At 65.2% G+C, this 24261-nt stretch carries 27 protein-coding genes; 20 read left to right on the top strand and 7 right to left on the bottom strand.

Annotated elements, in window-relative coordinates; translation table 11 throughout:
- Positions 1 to 24: 24 nt before the first annotated feature.
- From FA702_RS01465 to FA702_RS22660, 15 genes are all read left to right on the top strand, one after another.
- Entirely contained in the window at positions 25 to 432 is a 408-nt protein-coding gene (locus tag FA702_RS01465) for a DUF1636 domain-containing protein (protein WP_136954727.1), read from the top strand.
- On the top strand, positions 429 to 1445 hold the full coding sequence (cobT, locus tag FA702_RS01470) for a nicotinate-nucleotide--dimethylbenzimidazole phosphoribosyltransferase (protein ID WP_136954728.1): 1017 nt from the start codon (positions 429 to 431) through the stop codon (positions 1443 to 1445). The genes FA702_RS01465 and cobT overlap by 4 nt, the downstream gene beginning before the upstream one ends.
- Positions 1442 to 2011: a histidine phosphatase family protein gene (locus FA702_RS01475; protein ID WP_136954729.1), complete on the top strand. Its 570-nt coding sequence runs from the start codon at positions 1442 to 1444 to the stop codon at positions 2009 to 2011. The genes cobT and FA702_RS01475 overlap by 4 nt, the downstream gene beginning before the upstream one ends.
- Entirely contained in the window at positions 2008 to 2748 is a 741-nt protein-coding gene (gene cobS / locus FA702_RS01480; protein WP_136954730.1) for an adenosylcobinamide-GDP ribazoletransferase, read from the top strand. Before FA702_RS01475 ends, cobS begins: the two co-directional genes overlap by 4 nt.
- Positions 2745 to 3728 (top strand): threonine-phosphate decarboxylase CobD, encoded by a 984-nt coding sequence (gene cobD / locus FA702_RS01485; RefSeq protein WP_136954731.1) that lies wholly within the window; start codon positions 2745 to 2747, stop codon positions 3726 to 3728. The genes cobS and cobD overlap by 4 nt, the downstream gene beginning before the upstream one ends.
- Positions 3721 to 4659, top strand: coding sequence for an adenosylcobinamide-phosphate synthase CbiB (gene cbiB, locus FA702_RS01490; protein WP_136954732.1), 939 nt, complete (start codon positions 3721 to 3723; stop codon positions 4657 to 4659). Before cobD ends, cbiB begins: the two co-directional genes overlap by 8 nt.
- On the top strand, positions 4647 to 6134 hold the full coding sequence (locus FA702_RS01495) for a cobyric acid synthase (protein WP_136954733.1): 1488 nt from the start codon (positions 4647 to 4649) through the stop codon (positions 6132 to 6134). The genes cbiB and FA702_RS01495 overlap by 13 nt, the downstream gene beginning before the upstream one ends.
- Entirely contained in the window at positions 6131 to 6655 is a 525-nt protein-coding gene (gene cobU / locus FA702_RS01500; RefSeq protein ID WP_136954734.1) for a bifunctional adenosylcobinamide kinase/adenosylcobinamide-phosphate guanylyltransferase, read from the top strand. Before FA702_RS01495 ends, cobU begins: the two co-directional genes overlap by 4 nt.
- Positions 6656 to 6777: 122 nt before the next feature.
- On the top strand, positions 6778 to 7152 hold the full coding sequence (locus FA702_RS01505) for a hypothetical protein (RefSeq protein WP_136954735.1): 375 nt from the start codon (positions 6778 to 6780) through the stop codon (positions 7150 to 7152).
- Positions 7145 to 7492, top strand: coding sequence for a hypothetical protein (locus tag FA702_RS01510; RefSeq protein ID WP_255504665.1), 348 nt, complete (start codon positions 7145 to 7147; stop codon positions 7490 to 7492). Before FA702_RS01505 ends, FA702_RS01510 begins: the two co-directional genes overlap by 8 nt.
- A 138-nt stretch (positions 7493 to 7630) precedes the next feature.
- The gene (locus FA702_RS01515) at positions 7631 to 8860 is read left to right on the top strand and encodes a TolC family protein (RefSeq protein WP_136954736.1); all 1230 of its coding nucleotides are present in this window, start codon (positions 7631 to 7633) and stop codon (positions 8858 to 8860) included.
- Positions 8857 to 10089, top strand: a complete 1233-nt coding sequence (locus FA702_RS01520; RefSeq protein WP_136954737.1) for an efflux RND transporter periplasmic adaptor subunit — start codon at positions 8857 to 8859, stop codon at positions 10087 to 10089. Before FA702_RS01515 ends, FA702_RS01520 begins: the two co-directional genes overlap by 4 nt.
- Positions 10086 to 13220 carry an efflux RND transporter permease subunit gene (locus FA702_RS01525; protein WP_136954738.1) on the top strand — a complete coding sequence of 1045 codons (3135 nt, stop codon included), beginning with the start codon at positions 10086 to 10088 and terminating at the stop codon, positions 13218 to 13220. Before FA702_RS01520 ends, FA702_RS01525 begins: the two co-directional genes overlap by 4 nt.
- Entirely contained in the window at positions 13217 to 13585 is a 369-nt protein-coding gene (locus tag FA702_RS01530; protein WP_136954739.1) for a copper-binding protein, read from the top strand. Before FA702_RS01525 ends, FA702_RS01530 begins: the two co-directional genes overlap by 4 nt.
- Before the next feature lie 356 nt (positions 13586 to 13941).
- Positions 13942 to 14115, top strand: coding sequence for a hypothetical protein (locus FA702_RS22660; RefSeq protein WP_168195972.1), 174 nt, complete (start codon positions 13942 to 13944; stop codon positions 14113 to 14115).
- A gap of 112 nt (positions 14116 to 14227) precedes the next feature.
- Here the strand turns inward: FA702_RS22660 and FA702_RS01535 are convergent, their stop codons facing one another.
- The 7 genes from FA702_RS01535 to FA702_RS01565 all read right to left on the bottom strand — a co-directional run bounded on the left by FA702_RS01535 (position 14228) and on the right by FA702_RS01565 (position 19935).
- Positions 14228 to 15625: a monooxygenase gene (locus FA702_RS01535; RefSeq protein ID WP_136954740.1), complete on the bottom strand. Its 1398-nt coding sequence runs from the start codon at positions 15623 to 15625 to the stop codon at positions 14228 to 14230.
- On the bottom strand, positions 15622 to 15921 hold the full coding sequence (locus tag FA702_RS01540) for a putative quinol monooxygenase (protein ID WP_136954741.1): 300 nt from the start codon (positions 15919 to 15921) through the stop codon (positions 15622 to 15624). Before FA702_RS01540 ends, FA702_RS01535 begins: the two co-directional genes overlap by 4 nt.
- Positions 15922 to 15934: 13 nt before the next feature.
- A complete protein-coding gene (locus tag FA702_RS01545; protein ID WP_136954742.1) occupies positions 15935 to 16807 on the bottom strand; it encodes a DUF3574 domain-containing protein in 873 nt (290 codons plus the stop codon).
- Complete coding sequence (locus FA702_RS01550; RefSeq protein ID WP_136954743.1) at positions 16804 to 17586, bottom strand: sterol desaturase family protein; 783 nt, start codon at positions 17584 to 17586, stop codon at positions 16804 to 16806. Before FA702_RS01550 ends, FA702_RS01545 begins: the two co-directional genes overlap by 4 nt.
- 92 nt (positions 17587 to 17678) lie before the next feature.
- Positions 17679 to 18476: an outer membrane protein gene (locus FA702_RS01555; RefSeq protein WP_255504666.1), complete on the bottom strand. Its 798-nt coding sequence runs from the start codon at positions 18474 to 18476 to the stop codon at positions 17679 to 17681.
- Positions 18477 to 18604: 128 nt separating this feature from the next.
- Positions 18605 to 19468, bottom strand: coding sequence for an alpha/beta hydrolase (locus FA702_RS01560; protein WP_136954745.1), 864 nt, complete (start codon positions 19466 to 19468; stop codon positions 18605 to 18607).
- Positions 19465 to 19935, bottom strand: coding sequence for an SRPBCC family protein (locus FA702_RS01565; protein ID WP_136954746.1), 471 nt, complete (start codon positions 19933 to 19935; stop codon positions 19465 to 19467). The genes FA702_RS01560 and FA702_RS01565 overlap by 4 nt, the downstream gene beginning before the upstream one ends.
- A gap of 103 nt (positions 19936 to 20038) precedes the next feature.
- Here FA702_RS01565 and FA702_RS01570 point away from each other — a divergent pair, with 103 nt between their 5' ends.
- The 5 genes from FA702_RS01570 (at position 20039) to FA702_RS01590 (ending at position 24211) form a co-directional block, all read left to right on the top strand.
- Entirely contained in the window at positions 20039 to 21739 is a 1701-nt protein-coding gene (locus tag FA702_RS01570; protein ID WP_255504780.1) for a long-chain-fatty-acid--CoA ligase, read from the top strand.
- Positions 21740 to 21782: 43 nt separating this feature from the next.
- A complete protein-coding gene (locus FA702_RS01575) occupies positions 21783 to 22313 on the top strand; it encodes a sigma-70 family RNA polymerase sigma factor (RefSeq protein WP_168195973.1) in 531 nt (176 codons plus the stop codon).
- Complete coding sequence (locus FA702_RS01580; RefSeq protein WP_136954748.1) at positions 22310 to 22828, top strand: cupin domain-containing protein; 519 nt, start codon at positions 22310 to 22312, stop codon at positions 22826 to 22828. Before FA702_RS01575 ends, FA702_RS01580 begins: the two co-directional genes overlap by 4 nt.
- A 118-nt stretch (positions 22829 to 22946) precedes the next feature.
- A complete protein-coding gene (locus FA702_RS01585) occupies positions 22947 to 23576 on the top strand; it encodes a glutathione S-transferase family protein (protein ID WP_136954749.1) in 630 nt (209 codons plus the stop codon).
- A 68-nt stretch (positions 23577 to 23644) separates the two neighbouring features.
- Complete coding sequence (locus FA702_RS01590) at positions 23645 to 24211, top strand: hypothetical protein (RefSeq protein ID WP_136954750.1); 567 nt, start codon at positions 23645 to 23647, stop codon at positions 24209 to 24211.
- The last annotated feature ends 50 nt before the right edge of the window (positions 24212 to 24261 follow it).

Here is a 24261-nt window from a genome sequence, read left to right on the forward strand (position 1 = left end):
CCTCACCCAAAGGAAAAAGTTACCATGCTGACACCCGTGGAGGATGGCCCCGCCATTGTTGCATGCAACACCTGCCGCCACAGCGCGGACGAGCGCGAAGATGCTTCGGGCATGCGTGGCGGCCTGCGGATGGTGGCCGCGCTACAGGCCGCGCGGAACAGCGATGCCCGCTATGCCGGGATTGCGGTGCAGGAGATGCCCTGCCTGTTCGCCTGCACCGAATTCTGCACCATCCACCTGCGCGCGCCGGGCAAGGTCGGTTATGTGCTGGGCCGGTTCACGCCCGACGAGGAAGCCGCGACGGCCATTCTGGACTATGCCGTCCACTATGCCGCCAGCGAGCATGGGCGGGTGCCGTTCAAGCAGTGGCCGCAAGGGGTGAAGGGCCATTTTATCACCCGCACCCCGCCACCGGGGTTCGTGGCGGAATGACCGGCTTTTCCTCACCCGCCGCGTTCGGTGCGGCCTTGCGCGATCTGGCCCGGCCCGATGCTCGGGCCATAGCCGCAGCCCGCGCGCGGCAGGACAATCTGACCAAGCCAGCGGGATCGCTCGGCCGGCTGGAAGACATCGCTGTGTTCATGGCCGGTTGGCAGGGCACCGATCGCCCGGTGATCGAGCGCGTCCGGGCGGCGATCTTTGCCGGGAACCACGGTTTCGTCGTCCACGGCGTCAGTGCCTTTCCGGCCAGCGTGACCGCCGCGATGGTGGCCAATTTCGCGGGCGGCGGGGCGGCGATCAACGCGCTGGCCGGGGCCGCTAATCTGGACCTGCGGGTGGTTCCGCTTGATCTGGAGCGGCCCACAGCCGACTTTACCACGGCCCCCGCCATGTCCGAGGACGAATGCCTTGCCGCGCTCTCTGCCGGGGCGGCGGTGGTGGAACCGGGGATGCACATGCTGGTGGTGGGTGAAATGGGCATCGGCAATTCGACCGCCGCCGCAGCGCTCTGCGCGCGCAGCTTTGGCGGCTTGCCCGCGCAATGGGTGGGGCCGGGAACCGGCCTTGATGCCGATGGGATCGCGCGCAAGGTCACGGTGGTGGAACGGGCACTGGCCCTTCACGCCGACGCCCCGCACACGCCCGTTGAAACCTTGCGCCGTCTGGGCGGCCGCGAAATCGCCGCCATTGCCGGGGCCGTACTTGAGGCCCGGCGGCAGCGCGTGCCGGTGATACTGGACGGCTTCATCAGCTGCGCCGCCCTTGCACCGCTCGCCGCCGCTGTTCCCGACATTACCGATCATTGCCTGGCAGGCCATTGTTCGGCCGAACCGGGGCATGTGGGCCTCTTGGCGCATCTCGGCCTCGACCCGCTGCTGTCGCTGGGGCTTCGGCTGGGCGAGGGCAGCGGCGCGGCCTTGGCGGTGTCAATCATCCGCGCCGCGCTGGCGACGCATAATGGCATGGCGACTTTCGCCGAGGCCGGAGTAGCGGGCGGCCTGTGACCAGCTTCGTGCTCCACCTCCTGCGGCACGGCGAACCCGAAGGCGCGGGCGCGCTGATCGGGCGCACCGATGCCGCGTCGACGGTCGCCGGGATCGCCGCTTGCGTTACGCAAGCGCAGGGCCTGAAGGCGCCGGTGCTGATCGCATCCGATCTTTCTCGCGCGCGGCTCGCGGGGGAGGCGATCGGCGCTGCCGCCGGCACGGCGCTGGCGATCGATCCGCGCTGGCGCGAGCTCGATTTCGGTACATGGGACGGCAAGCCTCCCGCCGATATCGACAACGCCGCACTGGCGCGGTTTTGGGATGATCCCGATGTCCATGCGCCGCCCGGCGGGGAATGCTGGTCGGCGTTGAAGTGCCGGGTTTCGGCAGCCGTCGGTGATCTTGCGCCGCGTGCCACGCTGATCGTGACCCATGCCGGGGCGATGCGGGCGGCGTTGGCGGTCCTGTGCGGGTTCGACGCGCGCCAGGTCTGGGCTTTCGACCTGCCCTATGCCGGGCTGCTGTCGCTGCGGGTCTGGCCGGGAGCAAATCCAGTCGCGCAGATCATGGGGCTGCGGCCATGAAGGGGCTAATCCTGGCCCTGCAATTCCTGACGCGGCTGCCGCTGCCTGCCATCGTGGCGGACGATTCCGCCTTCGCCCGCTCGATGCGCTGGTTTCCGGTGCCCGGGCTGGTGATCGGTGCCCTGGTGGCGGGCGCGGCGTGGAGCGGATCGCTGGTCGATCACCGTATCGGCGCACTCGCGGCGCTGGCCATGTGGACTGGCATGACCGGGGCGCTGCATCTCGATGGGCTGGCCGACATCGCCGATGCCAGTGGTGCGGCGCATAAGGCCGGAGAGAAGGATCGCGAACGGCTGCTGGCCGTCCTTGCTGATCCCCATCTGGGCAGCTTCGGCGTGGTGGCCCTCGTGTTGCAACTGCTGGCCAAATTCGTGCTGCTCGATTGCCTGACCGACGCGCGCGCATTCCTTCCGCTCGTGCTGGTGCCTTTTGCCGCCCGCATCGGCCCGCTGGCCTGGACCTGGTGGCTTGAGCCGCTGCATCAGGGGCTGGGCGCCAGGTTCCGGTCTGCCATCGGGCTGCCGCACATCATGGTCTGGGCCGTTGCTCTTGCGGCTGCTTCGTGGTTCTTCCCCGCCCTGCTGGCTACGCCCGCGCTGGTTCTGTGGTGGGGATGGCATTTGCGCTGCACGATCGGCGGGATTTCCGGTGATGGCCATGGCGCAGGCATCGAACTTACCGAAACCGCGCTGCTGCTGGCACTGCTGCTCGCTTCCCGTTGGGGGTTGGCGGCATGACCGGATTTACCTTCCACGGCGGCAGGCTGGCAGAGGCCATGGCTCATTTCGGCACGGGCGATGATCGGTGGATCGACCTTTCCACCGGCATCAATCCCCACGGCTGGCCCGGCGCCGACCGTCTGGCGGTGGACTGGCAGGCTTTGCCCGACGCGGGTGGGCTAGATAATCTGGAAGCGACCGCAGCCGCCTTTTTCGGTGCGGACCCCGACCACGTCTGCGCCGTGCCGGGGACCGAGATCGGGCTGCGGATGCTGGGCGACATCGTGCCGGGGCCATCCATCCATGCCTGGCCGAGCTATGGCACCCATGGCGAGATGATCGCCGGAAGCCGCGCCGCTTCGCCGGCCGATCTGGATCGTGAACGGGCAGGGACCGTCATCCTTGCCAATCCCAACAACCCCGATGGCACCATGATTCCACCGGCCACGCTACTGGACTGGCTGAATGCCCCGCGTGATGCGGCGAGCTGGCTGGTCGTGGACGAGGCCTTTGCCGATGTTCTGCCCGCGATCAGCGTTGCAGGCCATGTGCATGATACGCGACGGCTGATCGTTTTTCGGTCTTTCGGCAAGTTCTTCGGGCTGGCCGGGCTGCGTCTGGGTTTCGTCCTCGGCCCGAGAGAAGTGATCGCGCAATATCGCCGCAGGCTCGGCAGTTGGCCGCTTTCGGCGGCGGCGCTGGCTATCGGCGCGGCGGCCTACAGGGACGCGGAGTGGATCACAGCGACGCGGACGGGCCTTGCCGATCAGGCCGCCGCCCTACATGCGTTGCTCGCCCGACACGGTTTGCGGGTCACTGGCGATTGTCCGCTGTTCCGGCTGATCGAGGTTGATGATGCCGCCGCCCTGTTCGAGCGCCTCGGCAGAGCGTCGATCCTGACGCGCCCGTTCGATTACAACCCGCGCTGGCTGCGCCTGGGCCTGCCGGCCAGCGAGGAGGGGCTGCATCGTCTCGACAAGGCGCTGGCCGATGGCTGAATCGGTAGCGCTGCTTGCCCTGGTGCTGGACGCCGCGATGGGCTGGCCGCAGGCGTTTTACCGGCGGATTGGCCATCCCGTCGGCGGCTTTGCCTGGATCATCGCCGGACTGGAGCGGCGGTGGAACAGCGCCGCACGCTCCGACGGCGCGCGGCGCATGGCCGGTGTGGCGACGGTGCTGGTTCTGCTGGCCACGGCCGGCGGTGTGGGCTGGATGGTGCAAAGCCTGCTGGAAGCGTTTGCCGGGGTCTGGGCTTGGCCGCTCATCGCCGTATCGGCCTGGCCGGGTCTGGCGCAGCGTAGCCTGCACGATCATGTCCGCCCGGTTGCCGAGGCGCTGGAGCGGGGGGACGTTCCCGCTGCGCGCGGCGCTGTCGGTATGATCGTCGGGCGTGATACAGCACAGCTGGACGCGGCCGGCGTTGCCCGGGCCGCCATCGAAAGTCTGGCGGAAAGTTTTTGCGATGGGGTGGTCGCGCCGCTGTTCTGGCTGCTCGTTCTGGGACTGCCTGGCATCTGGATATACAAGGCGATCAACACCGCCGATAGCATGATCGGCCACCGTGAGGAGCGATGGCGTGCCTTTGGCTGGGCGGCGGCCCGCAGCGACGATGTCCTGAATCTGGTGCCCGCGCGAATCGCCGGGGTGCTGATCTGCCTGTGCGGTGGACGGGGCTGGCGCATCCTATGGCGCGATGCCTCCAATCATGCCTCGCCCAACGCGGGCTGGCCTGAGGCGGCGATCGCCGGAGTGCTGGACCTGCGTCTGGCCGGACCGATCGCCTATGATGGCATCGCTTCGGACAAACTATGGATCGGCGAGAGCGATCGCCCCGCCGGTGCAGCGGATATTCGGCGCGCTCTGGCCATCTACGGCCGTGCCTGCCTGTGCCTGTGGATCATTGCGGGGGGAGTGGCATGGGCGCTTTGATGCTTCAGGGCACTGGCTCGGACGTGGGCAAATCGGTATTGGTAGCAGGTCTGTGCCGGGCCTTGCAGAAACGTGGACTTCGCGTCCTGCCGTTCAAGCCGCAGAACATGTCCAACAACGCGGCGGTCACCAGCGATGGCGGCGAGATCGGGCGGGCGCAGGCCTTGCAGGCGATGGCCTGCGGGGTTGAACCGCATACCGACATGAACCCCGTGCTGCTGAAGCCGCAGGCCGACCGCACCTCGCAACTGATCGTGCATGGCCAGGTGCGTGGCACGCTGGGAGCCGGTAACTTCCGGCAGGAGCGGGGTGCGCTGCTGGGCGAGGTGATGGCAAGCTATGAACGGCTCCGGCAGTCTTGCGATATTGTTGTCGTCGAGGGCGCAGGCTCTCCTGCGGAAATCAACCTGCGCGCCGGCGATATCGCCAACATGGGGTTCGCTCGCGCGGCGAACGTGCCGGTGGTGCTGGTCGGCGACATCGATCGCGGTGGGGTCATCGCCGCCATCGTCGGCACGAAGGCGGTCATCGATCCCGCCGATGCGGCGATGATCGAGGGTTTCATCATCAACAAGTTTCGCGGCGATCCGGCGCTGTTCGCCGATGGCTACGCTCAAATCGAGAGCCTGTCAGGCTGGCTGGGGTTCGGCGTGGTGCCCTGGCTGGGTGCCACCGCACGGCTTCCGAGCGAAGACGCCGTGGTACTGGAGCGCGGCGGAGCGAAGGCCGGGGGCAGCATGCTTATCGCCTGTCCAATCCTGCCGCGCATATCCAATTTCGACGATCTCGATCCCCTGAAACTGGAAGAAGGGGTCGAACTGCGCATGATCCCGCCCGGTCAGCCGATCCCGGCGGAGGCTGTGCTTGTCATCCTGCCGGGATCGAAGGCGACCATCGCCGATCTTACCGCGCTGCGCTGCGCAGGCTGGGACATCGATATTCTGGCGCATCATCGGCGCGGTGGCATGACCCTCGGGATTTGTGGCGGCTATCAGATGCTGGGGCGGAGCATATCGGATCCCGAAGGGCTGGAAGGTCCGACGGGCACCGTCAGCGGGCTTGGCTTGCTCGATGTCGAAACGACCCTGCATGCGAGCAAGGCGCTGCGACCCGTCAGCGGGATGGCCTTGGGCGCGCCGTTCGGGGGCTATGAAATGCACATGGGGCAAACCAGCGGTCCGGATACCGAGCGGCCTTTCGCGATCCTCTCCGACGGTCGCCGCGATGGCGCGATGAACGCCGCGGGAACGGTGCTCGGCACCTATGTCCACGGCTTGCTCGCCGATGCGGGCCAGCGCCGCGCGCTGCTGTCGCGCATCGACGTGGCAGGCGGAGGAGCGGATTATCGCGCTTCGGTCGAGGAGGCGCTGGACGAGATCGCCTCCGCGCTGGAGGATCATCTCGATATCGACGCGCTGGTGGCGCTGGCCACGGCGGAGCGCTCGGCCCCGCGTACGGCGGAGGAGAGGGCGTGAGCGGCGCGCCTTCGCACTTGCTGGTTCTGGGCGGGGCGCGTTCGGGCAAGAGTCGCTATGCTCAGACCAGGGCAGAAGCGCTGGAGGGCGAGCTGGTCTATCTGGCCACGGCACAGGCCTTCGATGGCGAGATGCGCGAACGGATTGCCCTGCATCGCGCCGATCGCGGCGCGCGCTGGTCGACCGTCGAGGCCCCTCTGGAACTGGCGGAAGCAATCACGTCGTGTAGCGCGCCAGGCACGGTGGTACTGGTGGATTGTCTGACGCTTTGGGCGTCGAACCTTCTCTTGGCGGAGCGGGACACTGTCGCGGCAACGCAAGGGTTGTTGAGTGCGGTTTTGGGCGCGCGGGGCCCGGTCATTCTGGTCGCCAATGAGGTGGGGCTGGGCATTGTGCCCGACAACGCCTTGGCCAGACGATTCCGCGATGTCGCGGGAAGGATAAACCAGGATGTGGCTGCCGCTGTTGGCGAGGTCGTCATGTTGTTTGCCGGACTTCCTTTGGTGGTGAAATCTCAATGAAAGGATTGGGCTGACTGTAGCCGTTGATAGGGACCATCGATGCTCTCGCGCCGAGACTTGAGACGGCGCCGCAATGACCGATAATTGACTTTGTTCCGATGCGATGTGCTATGAAGCGTTCTATGAAACGCCTGCTCTCCTTGCTGTTGCTCGCCGGAGCACTTCTTGGCCTACTCGGTCAGGAAGTCGCGTTTGCGAACGTCATGCCGGTCGCAAAGGTCGAGCAGGTCTCGGCCCCCGCTGCGCAGATGAGCGCCGGCTGTGCCGAGATGATGGGCCTCACCAAGCAGGTGCAGCAGCCCGAAAAGCCCTGCCAGGGCATGACGCCGGACTGCGTGGCCAAGATGGGCTGCGCGGTGACGGCGGCCCTCATTCCGCCGCTCGCATTCACTGCCACGCCGCAGCTGCGCGCTGCAGCGCCACCGCAAATGCCGGTCGCGCCGCTGATCGGCCGCGACACCGGACCGGAACCAGAACCACCCGCACGCCTTGGCTGAACGCAAGCGGCGCGCTCGCGAACTCATGTTCGCCGTGCGTCACCTCGTAGTTCAATCAAGGATTTTCGACATGAAGACGATTCTCACGCTCGCCGCCGTTGCGGCGGCACTCGCAGGCGCATCCGTGGCCTCGGCCCACCAAAACGCTGGTGGCCATTGGGAATGGCAATCCCGTCCCACTTTCGGACCGAACAAGTCCAACCTGCCTCCGCAGGTTCGCGTCTGGGTCAAAGACCGCAATTCCGAAATGGCGGATTGCAACTGCGACATGATGAAGATGAGCGCGGCCGATTGCATGATGGACATGCGCGGCAAGCGCACAGCGCCTTCGGCCGGCTAAGGCGATTGCCTGGCCGATAGCCGATAATAAACACGGCCGGGCGCGTGGCGCCGGCGGAGAATGCCCCCTTCGCCGGCGCCCGTTTGTCCAGCTTTGCGTTTCGGCATTGGCCATGGCTCTCCCGATCAGGAGATTCCCATGCGATTGATTGTTCTGGCGCCGCTGCTCGCGGCGATCCCGGGCGCAGTACTGGCCGAACCGCTGACTTTCGACGCAGCGATCGAACGTGCCTCGCGCAATGCGCCCTCGATCCAGGCGGGTGAGGCAGGTGTCGAGGCCAGACGCTCGGCCGCAGTTGCCGCGGGCCGCTTGCCCGATCCTACACTCAATGTGGGGCTCGACAACTTCCCCGTTTCCGGCCCGCCCGCGTTCAGCTTCACGCGCGAAAGCATGACGATGGCGCGGATCGGGGTCGAGCAGCCGTTCCCCAATCCCGCCAAGCGCAGCGCACAGCGCACCCGCGCTGAGGCCGACATCGGCATGGCCGAGGGCGAGCTTGCGGTTGAGACCCAGAATGTCAGGCTGGAGACAGCACTAGCGTGGATCGATCTCTACTACGCCAAGCGGCGACTGGCGCAGTTGCAACTGCTCGACACAAGCCTGGGCGAGCTTCAATCGACCGTTTCGGCCCGTCTCGCATCGGGTTCTGCTCGTCCGGCCTTTGCGCTCGAACCAGACCAATTGCGCGCCGCCATCAACGACCGGCGCAGCGAACTTGCCGCCGAGGTGGTTCGGGCGAAGGCCCGGTTAGTGCGCTTCACGGGTGATCCCGATGCCGATGTCATGGGCGATCTGCCCATGCTGGAAGTCGACCGCGCGAACCTGATCGCCGGCATTCCCTTGTTGCCGCGCCTCAAGGCTCTCGATGCAGCCGTCAGCGGCGCAGAAGCCGACACCGGCCTTGCGCGCGCCGACAAGCGCCCGGACTGGCGGGTGAGCGCGAGTTATGGCCGCCGCGATCCCGCCTATGGCGACATGGTGTCGGTGGGCGTCAGCATCGACCTGCCATTCTTCGCCAAGCGGCGGCAGGATCCGAAGATCGCGGCGAGCCTGAGCGGCGAGACACAGGCGCGCCTGACTCGCGCCGCTGCCGAACGCGAAATCCTAGCATCACTCGATGGCGATCTTGCCGATCACGAGATGCACATGGCCAGGCTCGAAAACGCCCGAAAGGTGCTGGTGCCGCTCGCCAAGCGCCGGGCCGAACTCGACATGGCGAGCTACGCGGCGGGCAAGCTCGATCTCGGCAGTGCTCTGCTCTCAAGTTTGGCCCTCGCCGAAGCCGAAGTCGATGCGCTGTCGCGCGAAGCCGATGTCGCGCGCGACGCGGTGCGGATCAATTTTACCTATGGAGGAGTTCGGCCATGACGCTGGACAGGAAGAATGCCGCGCGCTGGGGCGCGGGTGCGCTGGCGCTGGCCTTGGTTGCAGGCGGCGGAGGTTACTGGCTTGGGCAGCGCGGCGGTGCGCCCGCGACCGAGGCCGGGTCGGGGCCTGCGGGGCGCAAGGTGCTGTACTGGTACGACCCAATGGTGCCGACCGAGCACTACGACAATCCCAATTCGCTCTCGTCGATGGGCATGAAGACGATCCCCAAGTATGCGGACGCTGCTCCGGACACCGGGCCGGGCGTAAGCGTGGATGCCGCCGCGAAACAAAGCCTCGGTATGCGCGTGGTCGCGGCGGAGATGGGCTCGTTGCCATCGGGCCTTACGGTCAACGGTACGATCGACTTCAACCAGCGCGACGTGGGAATCGTCCAGGCGCGCTCGGGTGGCTTCGTCAGCAGAGTCTATGCCCGCGCGCCGGGAGATGTGATCGGCGCGGGTGCCCCCATCGCCGATCTGCAACTGCCCGAATGGGGCGGCGCGCAAGGCGAGTTCCTTGCGGTGAAGCGGCTCGGCAGGCCGGACCTCACCGCCGCCGCGCGCCAGAGGCTCAAGCTGATGGGCATGTCAGATGCGCTGATCAGCGAAGTCGAACGAAGCGGGCGGACCAATGGCACGGTGACGATTCGCTCGCCCATCGCGGGCGTGATCCAGACGCTCGACGTGCGCGTGGGCATGACCCTGGCGGCCGGACAGAGCCTCGCGCAGGTCAGCGGGATCGGCACGGTCTGGCTCAATGCCGCCGTTCCCGAGACGCAGGCCGGGCTGGTGCGCATCGGGCAGAGTGCAAGCGCTACGCTTGCTGCCTTCCCGGGCGAAAGCTTCGCCGGACGGATTACCGCGATCCTGCCGACCGCGCAGGCCGACAGCCGCACGCTGACGGTTCGCATCGAACTGGCCAATAGCGGCGGGCGGCTCAGACCGGGCATGTTCGCTCAGGTGGCCTTTGCGGGCGACGGCAAGCCCGCGCTGCTGGTGCCGAGCGAGGCCGTGATCCGCACCGGCGCACGCACGCTGGTCATGCTGGCGCTGTCCGATGGTCGTTATCGTCCGGCCGAGGTCCGCACCGGTCGCGAGGGTGGCGGCAAGACCGAAGTGCTTGCCGGATTGGCGGCGGGCGAGAAGGTCGTCGCCTCGGGCCAGTTCCTGCTCGATTCCGAGGCCAGCCTTACCGGCATCACCGCGCGCCCGATCGGAGGCGGCCAATGATCGCCGCAATTATCCGCGCCTCGGTCGAGGCGCGCAATCTGGTTATTGCCGCCGCGCTGGTGCTCTCGGCAATCGGCGTGGCAGCAGTCAGAACCACCCCAGTCGACGCCCTTCCTGATCTCTCGGACGTACAGGTCATTATCCGCACCTCCTGGCCGGGCCAGGCGCCGCAGATCGTCGAGAACCAGGTCACCTATCCGATCACCTCGACCATGCTCTCGGTCCCCGGCGCGCGGGTGGTTCGCGGCTATTCCTTTGTCGGCGACAGCTTTGTCTATGTGCTGTTCGACGACAGCACCGACCTTTATTGGGCGCGCAGCCGCGTGCTCGAATATTTGAGCCAGGTGCAGAGCCGTCTGCCCGAGGGGGCGAAGGCTTCGCTCGGTCCCGATGCAACCGGGGTAGGCTGGATCTACGAATATGCGCTGGTCGACAAAACCGGCGGGCACGATCTTGCGCAACTTCGCTCGATCCAGGACTGGTTTCTGCGCTTCGAATTGAAGACAGTGCCGGGCGTTGCCGAGGTCGCCAGCGTGGGCGGCATGGTCAAGCAGTATCAGATCGTGGTCGATCCGCAGAAGCTCGCGGCGTACAGCGTCACTGCCGATCAGGTCGCCGAAGCCGTGAAGCGCGCCAACCAGGAAACCGGCGGCGCGAGCGTTGAAATGGCCGGCGCCGAATACACCGTGCGCGCCAGCGGTTACCTCAAGACACTTGACGATTTTCGCGCCGTGCCAATCCGTACCGCGGCTGGCGGCATTCCCGTGACGCTGGACGATGTCGCGAACATCCAGGTTGGCCCGGAGATGCGGCGCGGCATCGCCGAGCTCAACGGCGAAGGCGAGGTCGCGGGCGGCGTCATCGTCATGCGCCAGGGCCAGAACGCGCGCGCGGTGATCGAAGGCGTCAGGGCCAAGCTCGATGAACTGAAGAAGAGCCTGCCGCCAGGCGTCGAGGTCGTCTCGACCTACGACCGTTCGGGCCTGATCGACCGAGCGGTCGAGAACCTCAATCACAAGCTCGTCGAGGAGTTCGTCATCGTCGCGCTGGTCTGCGGCTTGTTCCTCTGGCACGCCCGCTCGGCGCTGGTGGCGATCCTCACGCTGCCGCTCGGCATCCTGATCGCCTTCATCGTCATGCGCTTGCAGGGGCTTAACGCCAACATCCTGTCATTGGGCGGCATCGCCATCGCGATCGGCGCGATGGTCGATGCGGCGGTGGTGATGATCGAGAACGCCCACAAGCATCTCGAACGCTGGCATCAGGCCAATCCCGACAGCGAGCCGGACAAACCCACACGCCGGCTGATCGTCACGCTCGCCGCCGAGGAAGTCGGTCCGGCGCTGTTCCTCAGTCTGCTGATCATCACCTTCTCGTTCCTGCCGATCTTCACACTGCAGGGGCAGGAGGGCAGGCTGTTCGCGCCGCTAGCCTTCACCAAGACCTATGCGATGGCGGCTGCCGCGTTCCTTTCCATCACGCTGATCCCGGTGCTGATGGGACTCCTGATCCGGGGCCGCATCCCCAGCGAGGATGCGAATCCCATCAACCGCTGGCTAGCGCGCGTCTACCGTCCGGCAATCGACTGGGTTCTGGCGCGGCCCAAGCAGACCTTGCTGATCGCGGCCCTGATCTTCGCCACTACCCTGTGGCCCATGTACCGGATCGGCGGGGAGTTCATGCCGCAAATGAACGAGGGCGATCTGCTCTACATGCCCTCGGCATTGCCGGGCCTCTCAGCCGCCGAGGCGGGCAAGCTGCTCCAGCAGACCGACCGGCTGATCAAGACCGTGCCCGAAGTCGAGAGCGTCTTCGGCAAGGCGGGCCGCGCCGACAGCGCGACCGACCCCGCGCCATTGGAAATGTTCGAAACTACAATCCGCTTTCGCCCACGCGACCAATGGCGGCCCGGTATGACCCCCGAGAAACTGGTCGATGAATTGGACGCGCGGGTGAAAGTGTCGGGTCTCGCCAATTTCTGGATCCCGCCGATCCGCAACCGCATCGACATGCTCGCGACCGGGATCAAGAGCCCAATCGGGATCAAGGTCGCGGGGTCCAACCTTGCCGAGATCGACCGCACGGCGAAGCAGATCGAGCAGGTGGTGAAGACCGTCCCTGGTGTTGCCTCCGCGCTCGCCGAGCGGCTGACCGGCGGCCGCTACATTGACATCGACGTCGACCGTGCCGCGGCGGGCCGCTACGGCCTCAATGTCTCCGACGTGCAGGCAGTAGTCTCCGGCGCTATCGGCGGCGAGAATATCGGCCAGACCGTCGAGGGTCTCGCCCGCTACCCGATCAGCTTGCGCTATCCCCGCGAAATTCGCGATAGCCCGGACAAGCTCGCGAGCCTCCCGGTGCTGACGCCGTCGGGCCAGCAGATCACGCTTGGCACCGTCGCTTCGGTTCGGGTCAGCGACGGCCCGCCGATGCTCAGGAGCGAAAACGGCCGGCCCGTCACCTGGATCTATGTCGATGGGCGTGACCGTGACATGCAGACGCTGGTCGGCGACATCAGCCAGGCAATCGCCACCAAGGTTCAACTCCCACCGGGCGTCAGCGTCTCCTACACCGGCCAGTACGAGTTTTTCGTCCGCGCCAAGGAGCGGATGAAGCTCGTCATTCCGGTGACGCTCGCGATCATCTTCGCGCTGCTTTACCTCACCTTCCGCCGCTGGGACGAGGCGCTGCTGATCATGGGCACGCTGCCGTTCGCGCTCACCGGCGGGCTGTGGCTGCTCTACCTGCTTGGTTACAACCAGTCGGTCGCGAGCGCCGTCGGGTTCATCGCACTTGCTGGCGTCGCCGCCGAGTTCGGCGTGGTGATGCTGATCTATCTGAAACAGGCACTAGAGGCCCGCGACGACGGCGATGTTGCCGCCGCCGTGCGCGAAGGCGCACTGCTGCGCGTGCGGCCCAAGGCAATGACGGTGGCGGTGATCCTCGCCGGCCTGTTCCCGGTGCTGGTGGGTGGCGGCACGGGCTCCGAGGTCATGAGCCGGATCGCCGCGCCCATGGTCGGCGGCATGCTGACCGCGCCGCTGTTGTCGATGCTCATCATCCCCGCGGCCTATCTGCTGATGCGCCGCAAGTCGCAACCCCACGTTCAACCCGAAGGAGACGTAAAGTGAAGAAAACATTGATGATTGCTGCACTGGTGATTTTGCCAATTGCCCTGTCCGCATGTGGCAAGAAGGCGGAGCAACCTGCACCTGTCGCAACGCCGGCGATGGACAAGCAGGCCATGGACGCAATGACGGCACCTGCCGCGCCCCGAACTGGCAGCGGAGAGGGCAAAGTCGTCTCGGTCAACGCCTCGACCGGCGCGATCACCATCGAGCACGGGCCGATCAAGCAAATCGACTGGCCTGCCATGACCATGGGGTTCACCGCGAAACCGGAACTGCTCAAGGGCATTGCCGCAGGCGACAAGGTGGCATTCGAAATCAAGGGATCGGGCGAAAACTACGAGGTTGTGTCGATCCGCAAGGAATGATCGGCATATTGGCAGGATAGCTGAGGGCAGGGAGGCTTGCCTTTCCTAGCATCTTGCTCCTAAAAAGAACCTGCCCGCACCTGCGGGTGGAGGCGTGGAAACCTCCCAAACAAGAGCTGGTCGAGCTTCTCGACCGGGTGGCGGACGTGCATGTCCAGGCCACCCGGCTAAAGGCGTCCGCGCCTGTCTTGTTTGCAGGTTTCCAACACCCGGTTCCAGGGCCGGCACGTCTCCCAAGTGGAGACGTGCCGCCGGCTATCTGCAACGTCAATGCCGCTGGGCTGAACAAGCATGTACGAGAAAGGGTGCCGGGTGGATATTGCACGAGCCTCGTTAGGCAACTTCGAAACGCCACTATGACCAGAAGTCTGGCCCGGGATCGGGCAATCAACCTGATGCGGGAAACGCTGACGTTGCTGGATCAAGCCGGCGACGAGTTTGCTGCGATGCATGTCCAGTGGGCGCTGGACATCGCCAAACGCAGGCCCGTCAAGCTGAAGGTTCTGGCTGACCATCCCAAGCGGCAATGACTTTGCCTGCATCGGGAATATGATTTTGCCCACGAGGTCGTGGAATGGCGCGAACAGCTCGCCTACCAGCACGGCTATCTCGATCCGCGCAGACGGTTCGTGGAATTGAGCTTCAGGAAACAGTTCTGACGTCCGCCGACCATGCGCGCCTCGGTGTGATAGGCCGTATGTATCGCCAGGCCCTGGTGCCAGCCAGCCTCAGGTTCGCCTTGGCCACGCGCCACAGCGTGCTCGGACTGAACAGTCTGGAAGGCGGCGCCATGAGATTTGCGACCTCAAGGAACGTGCGCGAAACTTGCCCGTCCGCCGCGGCTGCGCGATGTGCCAAGGTCATGTAGCGGTTGATCGCACGAGCGACGATGGAGCGCGGTGCATCCACTTTTGGATGCCGTAAATCGTTGCCCGTCGACATGCTCCACGCAGTGCTGATGATCGTCTCGGCTGCTTCGAAGAAGCGCTGCGCGAGCGAGTGATCATCTCCATCGGCAAGGACCGTGTCGAGCAAGAGCGACTGCTCGGCGGCCACCGACATTCCTTGCCCGTAAACCGGGTTGAAGCTGCAGATTGCGTCGGCGAACGGAAGATAGCCCGTCGGGAACTCCCGCATCAAAGCAAAATCGCGGCGTCGGCTTGCGGGATATTTGATGGTCATGAGATCCGAAACCGGCTTGGCCCGTTCGATGACCGCTGCGATTTCACGCGTCGGCATCGTGCGGGCAAATTCGAGGAAGCCATCTTCGGTCATGGCGGGATGATCACCAAAATAGCCACCGATCGAGACAGTCCACAGATCCGGACCGTGGCAAGCGATGACACCCGTGCGCCAGCTGGGCGGTCCACCGGCAACAACGATGCCAAGACGGCCATCGAGGTCGGCCGGATCGCGGCGATAGAGCCGGGTCACATAGCCGAGGCCGATGTCGATCCTGCTCTCGGGAATGCTCCCGTAGCCCCATTCTGCCAGTTGCCGGGTTACGGGCGCACCCCGCCCACGGGCGTCGATGATGAGATCGGCCGCAAGCAATTCGAGCTTCCCGCCCACGCGGATCTTGACGCCCGTGACGCTGCGGGTGACATCGTCATGGATCAGCTCTTCCGCTTTACAGCCCTCCCGAAACCTCACACGGGACATTGCCAGAAGACGCTGGCGCAGACCGCATTCGACGAGCGGGCGGGGCGCGACGATACCGGTAAGGCCGGTATGGACGGGCTGCAGCGAAGTCTGATGGCCCAGCCAGCTCACTGCCTGCCCAAGGTCGCCGATCATGGCGCCCCGCTGCGCGAGTTCATCGGTGAAACCCGGGAACCAGTACTCCATGATCTGCCGTCCGCGGGCGAGCAGGCCATGGGTGTGATAGCCTTGCGGAGCACCCTTGCGGGGAGAGGGTTCGGCCGGAATTAGGTCGCGCTCGACGACGGTCACCAGACAGAAATGCTCAGCGGCCGCGCGCGCCGCAAGCAGCCCGCCGATGCCGCCTCCCAGGACGATCGCATGGGCGCGCTGCCTCATCGGACGCGCCTTTCGCTCGCCTCATATTCCTCGATAAGCGGAGGAGTGGTGACGCACCGCGCCGCGGTCTCCAGGAAGGCGGCGGTATGCGGCAGCAGGAAGTGGGCGTCGATGGCCACCTCGCTCTCCCACTGTTCGACCGCGACGAATACGCCGGGTTCGGTCAGGCTTTCATACATGTCGTAGGCAAGGCAGCCGGGCTCCCGCCGCGTCGCGGCCACGCAGGCGCCCGCAGCCCCTACGAAGACTTCGCGCATGTCGGATATCACTTGTGCGCGGGCGATGACGATCTTCATGAGTGTCTTCCTTTCACGAGATGACCGACACGGGGCTGTCGGATTGCAGCACGGCTTCCTGGCGGAACCAACGTTTGTAGGCGGTGCGGATGGCTGTTAGGTGCCGTTCCGAGGCGGGACCGGCGGGATGAATGATGATGAGCAGGAAGGTGCCTTCCTCACTGACGCCGCCCTCGCGATCCCGAAACTGCCCGCTGGCATCGACCACGGTCAGACCGGCGGGGAAACGAGGGCTGACCTCGCGGGCGATGAAGCGCCTCCAGTCCAGAACCGAAACGGGCGGCCCATCCCGAACGCTTCGTCCGAAATACAGCTCCGTCCTGACCTGTTCGGACGGAAGCGCTGCGGAATCGGGCAGGGCTTGCAGGTTCCGCTTGAGATTGCTGGTCGCCGTTTCCGATTCCGCTACGATGCGTCGGTTCAGCCAGGCGGAATCCAGTAGTGCGAACAGCAGGCTCGGGCGCCGGTAACGGAACTCCCGCACGAATTCGGTGGTCCCGGCAATCCGGCGCAGGTGATAGGTCACGGTTCCGCGCCCGCTGTGTCCTGTCACACCGCTGATCGACCAGCGCCAGGGTGCGACCCGTTCGGTGACACGCCACACGGCATGGCCCTGGACCCCGGCGACACGGAAGTCCTCACCCACCCGGTCGCCGACCTGACCGGGCCGGTCGATCTTCCCTTCGACACGGAGCGAAGAGGGGTGCCAGCGCGGCCAGTTGGCCGGTGTCGTGACATAGGCGAAGACCGTTTCGGGCGACCTGTCGATCACGGCGGACGTCCGGACGATCCTGTCCGGCAGCAGCGGCAATGGCGCAGCAAGCAGGCCGGCGAGCGCGACCGTGATGATCGCCCACCGCTGGAATGTGCGCCTTCGCGGTGTCATGGGTTCGGCTCCGCGCGCATCATGGCATCCTGATCATTCGATCGTCCGCCACCGGCATGAACGTCGAAGCACAGGATCATCGAGCCGATCCGCTTGCTGCGATATCCGGCAAAGCCCACCGGCACATCGACTTGCGCAGGGTTGGCATAGGTGCCGAACAGCATGTCCCAGACCGGCAGGTCGCCATAGTTGCGGGCATGAACTTCGCGCTCATGGTGGAGGCAATGGGCTTCGGGCCGTTGAACCAGAAGGCCGATCCAGCGCGGCGTTCCGACATTCCAGTGCTGGAACAGCGCGATGGCAAAGCCGATCGCGCCTGCCAGCGCCGCTGCCTCCACCGAGACACCCAGCAGCCATGCGGCGAGTGTCGTCGCAGCAGCCTGAACAGCAACGTCGATGGGATGGAACATCATGGCCGAGGCAATGTCGATGCGCTGTACCGAATGGTGCAACTGGTGACCGAGGCGCCACAGGACGTCGTAGCGATGCTGGATGCGGTGCGTCCAATAGGTGAAGAAGGTCGTGAGAATGACGGTCGGGACGGCGGCCCAAAGCTCCAGTTCTCGCAAGTCGAGGGGCGAGTGAAGGGGCAACAGGCCTAGCACAGCCGGGGCGACCAGGACGTTGACCGCCAGCGTGACGACGAGAGCCGAAATGCCCAACAACCGCCAACGTCGTACTGTGGGAAAGCAGCGCCCAGACCGTCCAACCGCTTCGGTGCCCATAGCCAGAAGGAAGAAGAGTGGTAGCGAAAGATTGAAGAGGTCTTCGAGAGGCATGGGGAACTCCGCTTTGTCTCCAATACGAAACGTCGCCCTGCGACGGATGCAGCCCGATGGCTGCTATCCGTGCTTTGGGCTCCCGTGCCTGCTCAGAACCCGTAGGTCAGGGTTGCCCGCACCGCCTGGTAGCGAAATCGATCATCGCTGCGGGCGAAATCGGTCCCCTGCGCATTGCCCTGGATGAAGGCATTGGTGGCTGGAGTGTTAAGGCCTGGGCCGACGCGCAGGCGGAAGTCGTCGTCCTTGAGATCGGTGTAGAGATATTCGACACCTACCGAGATGGCTCGGCTGAGCTTGTGCTGGATACCTCCGCCGACGTTATAGCCCGTGACGGTGCTGTTGCCGTTGCCGGTGAAGACGTTGACCGTGTTGGTTGTGGCAAAGCTGTTCTTCACCCTGCCCCACGAGAAGCCGCCGGTGCCGTAGATGAGCGTCCGGCCAAAAGCATAGCCACCACGGGCCGCGAGCCGCCCGTTGTGCTTGAGTTCGCGGGTCAGGGTGTAGCTTGCCGGAGTGACGCTGAAGGCGGAAACGCTGTCACGGATGTCGGCCTTGCCGAATTCGGCAAGCACGCCGATCACTGCGTTGCCAATCTGCTTGTCGTAGCCTGCACGCACAGCGAAATCGACGCCGTCCTTGTCACCGCGGCAGCCACCGGCGGGCGCGTTGGTGTTGGCCGCGCCGCCGCAAAATCCGGGCGCGAAGGCATTGGCGCCGGCTGCGGTGGTGATGGTGTCGCCGAAGCGGCCATCGAGATTGCGGTCGAACAGGATGCTCGACCCCGTGTCGTTGCTCTGAAACGCGCCGCCGATCGACACGCCCACATACGGCCCGTCGAAAGGCAAGTCGTCCGTCTGGGCCCATGCCGTCGATGCAGCAGTAGCCATGCCGACTGCTGCAAATGCGGCCAATGTCCGAATATTTGAAATCCTCATGTCGATTGTCTCCGCTCAAGTGCCGGCAAAAAGCCGTCTTGACCCGGAAATTACGGAACCGGAGAGGCGTTTGGATGCAGCTACTGCGTCACCTGGCGCGCAAAGCGGTCGATGTCGTCCAGGGTGGGCGCGCCGCCGCGTAGCGGCCGCGACAGCGCAAGCAGGATGCCGGCATGGCTGACCCCCGGATAGAGACGCAGGTCCGCCTTCGCGCCGACGCGGTCCAGTTCGGCCTTGAGTCGCAAGCTGTTGCGCGGTCGCACGCGGATGTCGCCCGCGCCGTGCAGCAAAAGCACGGGTGGGGCGTTGGGGTTCGCGAAGTGAACCGGCTGGGTCTCCTGAAGCCTGGGCCAGTGCGAGAACGCTGCGATACTGGCGGGATCGTCGAGCGGCAGAAAGTCGAATGGCCCGGCAAGCGTGACGAGGCCACGAACGGCGGTTCGGTCACCGCCTAGCCAGCGGGGGTCGAGAACCAGCATGGCGGCGTTGTAGGCGCCCGCCGAATGACCAGCCAAAACCACCCGGTCACCGTCGCCACCAAACTTTGCCGCGTTCGCCCGTGTCCAATGCATCGCCAAGGCACAATCACGCAGGAAATCGGGAAAGCGTACTTCGGGAACAAGGCGATAGTCGGGAATGACCACGAGATAGCCCCGCGACGCGAGCGCTTGCCCGGCGAAGGCGTAGTCTTGCCGACTGCCACTGTCCCAGGCGCCGCCGTAAAGGAACAGGATCACCGGCAAGGTTTTCGCCGCATGTGCGGGGCGATAGATGTCGAGGCGCTGGCGGGGAAGCGGGCCATAGGCGACGTCGGCTTTGGCCAGTTCGGCGCCGCCGTCCTTCGGGACGAGCAGGTTGAAGGCGGCGAGCGGTTTCCATGCCGCCAAGCCAGCCGCAACTGCCAAAAAGCCGAGCGCGCCCAGAAGCAGGCGCCTGCGCTTCATCCCTGCTTCGCGCACAGATATCGGCGCAAACCCTCTTCTCCCCGGCGCATCACCTTGTCGTGGTTCCAGGCAAAGACAGGGGCGAGTAGCGGCGCAAGACGCCGCATCCAGGGCTTTGCTGCGTCCACATGCCAATCATAGCGCGCCGTCGTCGAGCCGTCAGAACGGCTCAGCGTCCACACGCCGAGGCCTTCCAGTTCGCCGGTCGCACAGCCTTCGATGCGGCGCATCGGTTCCATGGCGGCAACGGTCATGTCGAACGACAGGTCATAGGGCAGCGCCGTCGCCCAGGTGAAGCGGTTCACCGCGCCGATGCCGTTCTCGTCGCCGGGCGCAAGCGTTTCGACCCGCCTGACCGACGGCCACCAGCCGGGCCAGTCCTCTGCCGCACAGAGCGCATCCCACACCCGATCGAGCGGCGCATCGATCCGCCATTCGCTGACGAGCTGGAATTGCCTCTGCTTCACTTGTCCGTCCCAAAAATATGCGCCGTTCATGCGGGCGATACGCTGGCCATAGCCGCGCTGGATGCATGCCAACGAAATTTTTTCGCGCGGGGCTTTGGCGGGCGTGCATCCGAATGGGCATGCCGGGCCGTATCGGCAGGGATCACCTATCTGTCCCGGGGGAAAGCGAATGCGCGGATTGATGCAGAACTGGCCGATGACACTGGACCGGATACTGGCCCATGCCGCATCCACGAGCGGCTCGCGCCGGATCGCAATGCAGCGCCCGGATGGGTCGATCACGGCAAGCGACTACGCCTCCTTGCAGGATGAGGCGAAGGCACTCAGCGCGGCGCTTGCGGCTTATGGGATCGGCCTTGGGGACAGGATCGGTACCCTGCTGTGGAACGATCTGCCGCATATGACTGTGTGGTATGGCGCGATGGGGATCGGCGCCGTGGTCCACACGCTCAATCCGCGCTTCGATGCGGTCCGGCTCGCCTGGCTGATCAATCATGCGGGCGACAGGCTGCTGGTGGTCGATGCACAGTTCGCGGACACGCTCCGGCAAGTCGCCGACCGCTTGCCGACCGTGGAACATATCGTCATCGCCAGTGGCAAGGGCGCGGCATTGCCGATCGGGACGATAGCAGTTTCGTCGCTGGAAGATTTTCTCGGCGCCGGAGATCCCTCCGCCGCCGTGTGGGGAGGCTTCGACGAAGAAACCGCGGCAGGGCTGTGCTATACCTCGGGTACGACGGGCGATCCCAAGGGGGTGCTTTACAGCCACCGCTCCAACTTCCTTCACGCGCTCTGCTCGAACCAGCCCAACGGCTTCGCCATCGCCGCGACCGACGTCGTGTTGCCGATCGTGCCGATGTTCCATGCCAATGCCTGGGGGTGGACCTACATCGCGCCGATGGCGGGGGCCGGGCTGGTATTGCCGGGACCGAGGCTCGACGGCGCGTCGCTACAACGGCTGATCGTGGCCGAGGGTGTGACGTTCGCCGCCGCCGTCCCGACGGTTTGGCAGGATCTGCTGCGCCATGTGCGCGAAACCGGCGCTTCGCTCGGCCGCCTTGCCCGCGTGTTGGTGGGCGGCGCGGCAGTGCCGTCCGAAATGGTCCGCGCGTTCCGCGAAGACCTCGGCATCGAAGTGATGCACGGCTGGGGAATGACCGAGCTTTCGCCGCTCGGCGCGATTTCGAGCGTAATGCCCGATGAGGCGGCCCTGACCGCGCAAGAAGTCGTATCCCGCAAAGCCCGGCAGGGCCGCGCCCTCTTTCCCGTCGAGGCGCGGATCGTAGGCGCGGATGACAAGGAATGCCCTCATGACGATGCAACCCCCGGCTCGTTGCAGGTACGAGGACCGGCCGTCGTGCGCCGCTATTACGGGGCAGAAGAGGATGCCGTTGACGCCGAGGGCTGGTTCGATACCGGCGACATCGCGGTGATCGACGGCCACGGTTTCATCAAACTGGTCGATCGTGCCAAGGATGTGGTCAAATCGGGCGGAGAATGGATTTCGTCGGTCGAACTGGAAAACCACGCCATGGGCTGCCCCGGCGTGCGGCGCGCGGCCGTCATCGCCATTCCCGACCCGCGCTGGGGCGAACGCCCCTTGCTGATCGCCGAGTGCGATGAGGGCGATGGGCCCTCGGATGAATCGATCCTTGCCCACTTGCGCCCGCTGGTTCCCAAATACTGGCTGCCTGAACGGATCGTGTTTGCTTCCGTACCGCTTGGCGCAACCGGCAAGATCGACAAGCTTGCGCTGCGCCGGCTCTTCGCCCAACCATTGCAAATCGAGGCGGTAAACGATTGAGCGGGGATCAGGAAGGACGCCGGTCCGTATGCCAGAAGATGTTATGGCGATGGTTTCAGGCATGCAGGAACTAGAGCAGCTTCTGGGCGCTGTCGCCACGGGCGACATGGCCGCGTTTCGCGGGCTCTATGACGTGGCCGCGGGCCGCCTGCTTGCCATCGCGATGAAAATCCTCCGCGATCGGGATGCGGCCGAAGATGCCGTGCAGGAGGCATTCCTGCGCATCTGGCGCAAGGCCGGCAGCTACGAGGCCGCGCGGGGAAGCCCGCTCGCCTGGATGAGCATCATTGCGCGCAATGCCGCGCTCGATAACGTCCGGCGGAGGCGCCCGGCCGAGGAACTCGAAGCCGTTGACGTGATCGACCTGGCGGTCCAGCCGGTCGAGCCGCCGGATGCAAGGTTGGGGCAATGCCTTGGCCGGCTTCCCGCAGATCAGGCCAGGGCCATCGTCACGATGTACACCTATGGCCTCAGCCATGTGGAACTGGCGGAGCAACTGTCGACGCCGCTGGGCACGGTCAAAAGCTGGGTGCGCCGCGGAACGCGAAGTCTGAAGGAGTGCATGGAATCATGACCCGCGACGAACTGGCCCTCGAGTTCGTGATGGGCGCCCTTTCTCCACTGGAGCGCGAGGCGGTGGCGCAAGATCGCCTGTCGGACCCCAAACTCGACGAGGCGATCCGCACGCTGGAGGGCAGCCTGGCCCCTATGACCGGACTGGCTGGAACGCTGACCCCGTCTGCAGGCCTCTTCGATCGCATTGCCGGCGCGATCGCGGAGGAACGCGCTGCGCTTGCCGGCAAGACCGCTGCCGCTTGCGAAGAGGGCGAGTGGCAACCGTTCCTCCCGGGCATCGAGATCAAGAGTTTGTGGAATCAAGGGACCGTGATGCTGCGCTGCGAGCCGGGCTCGGTCCTGCCGGCGCACCCCCATGCGCAGACCGAACATGTAGTGGTCATATCCGGCGATTTTGTCGTTGGTGGACGCACGTTCCGCACCGGGGACTGGCATAGCTCTCCTGCCGGCAACGATCACGGAGAAGCCCGGACCGAGGGCGGCTGCCTCCTGTTGATCCAGTACGCAGCCTGACCGGCGAGACCTGCGGCAAAAATTTGGCGGCGGCGTGCATCCGAAAGGCGCTGCTCCTGCGTAGCCTGTCATAGGCAGTGGAACGGCCCGCCGCCCTTGCACATCGGGAGGATAGCCTGTGCTCACCGTACATCATCTGCGAATCTCGCAGTCCGAGCGGATCGTCTGGCTCTGCGAAGAACTCGGCCTCGACTACGACTTGAAGCTCCACGAGCGCAGGAAGGACAATTTCCTCGCGCCCGACGACTACAAGGCCCTTCATCCCGCAGGTACGGCCCCGATCGTCAACGATGGCGCGGTCGTTCTGGCGGAGAGCGGCGCGATCATCGACTATATCGTTGTGCGTCATGGCAGCGGGCATTTGGTGCCCGCTGCCGACAGCCCCGATTTGCCAGCCCATCTGTTCTGGTTCCATTTTGCGAACGGCGGCTTCATGCCGACGACCATGCAACATTGGGGCGCCAGGCGAAGCGGTGTCGAAGTGCCTCCATTCGTGGCCGAGAGGCGCCGCCGCATGTGGGACATGGCCGAACAGCGTCTTGGCGTGGCGAACTATTTCGGCGGCGGCGACCTCACGACGGCGGACATCATGATGGGCTTTCCGCTGATCACGATGCGCAGCCTTACGGGGGAAACAGTCGCTGAGCATCCCAACATTTGTGCCTGGCTCCGGCGCGTAGGCGAACGTCCGGCCTTTCAGCGGGCCATGGCCAAGGCCGAGCCTGGCATGCCCCTCAACCTGCAATAGAGGGCTATCGACTGCATCCGATTGGACGCGTTCCCCGGTAATTCCATCCGAACAGGTGGAATTACGCGATGGCTCACGAAAATTTGGCCTTGCCCTATGTGCTCGGCGCCCTTTCTCCCATCGAAAGGGACGCGCTTACACGCGCGCGCCTCTACGATCGCTCACTCGAACATGCGATTACGAGCTTCGAGCGCCACATGGCGGCGCATCTGCAAATCGGTGATCGGACCGTCCCGCCGACCGACTTGTGGCGCAACATTGTCTCCGCGCTGGCGGATGAGCGGGCGGCACTGGCAGGCAAACGGATCGAAACTTTTCCGGACGGTCAGTGGCAGGTCATCGCGCCAGGCACCGAGGCAAAACAGATGGCCGAAGACGCCTGGCTGCTGCGATGCGACCCCGGAGTAATTGTCGACTCTCGCCCGATCGGTACGGATGAACATCTCCTGATCGTCGCAGGCGATCTCTGTCTGAGCGGGCGTTGCTTTTCTACCGGAGACTACCTCTTCAGCCCAGCCGAGGATTCCGCCGCTGATGAATTGCGCTCGATCGGTGGCTGCATTCTCCTCGTCCTGCGCGCCGCATCACAAAATATTCGGTCGTCGATGCATCCGTCAGACGGCCCCGATCCGTAATTGAAGTGTCGGACAAGCGAAATGCTTTGGAAATGAATTCCAGGATCGGA

The sequence above is a fragment of the Novosphingobium sp. EMRT-2 genome, from assembly GCF_005145025.1.
Lineage (GTDB): Bacteria > Pseudomonadota > Alphaproteobacteria > Sphingomonadales > Sphingomonadaceae > Novosphingobium.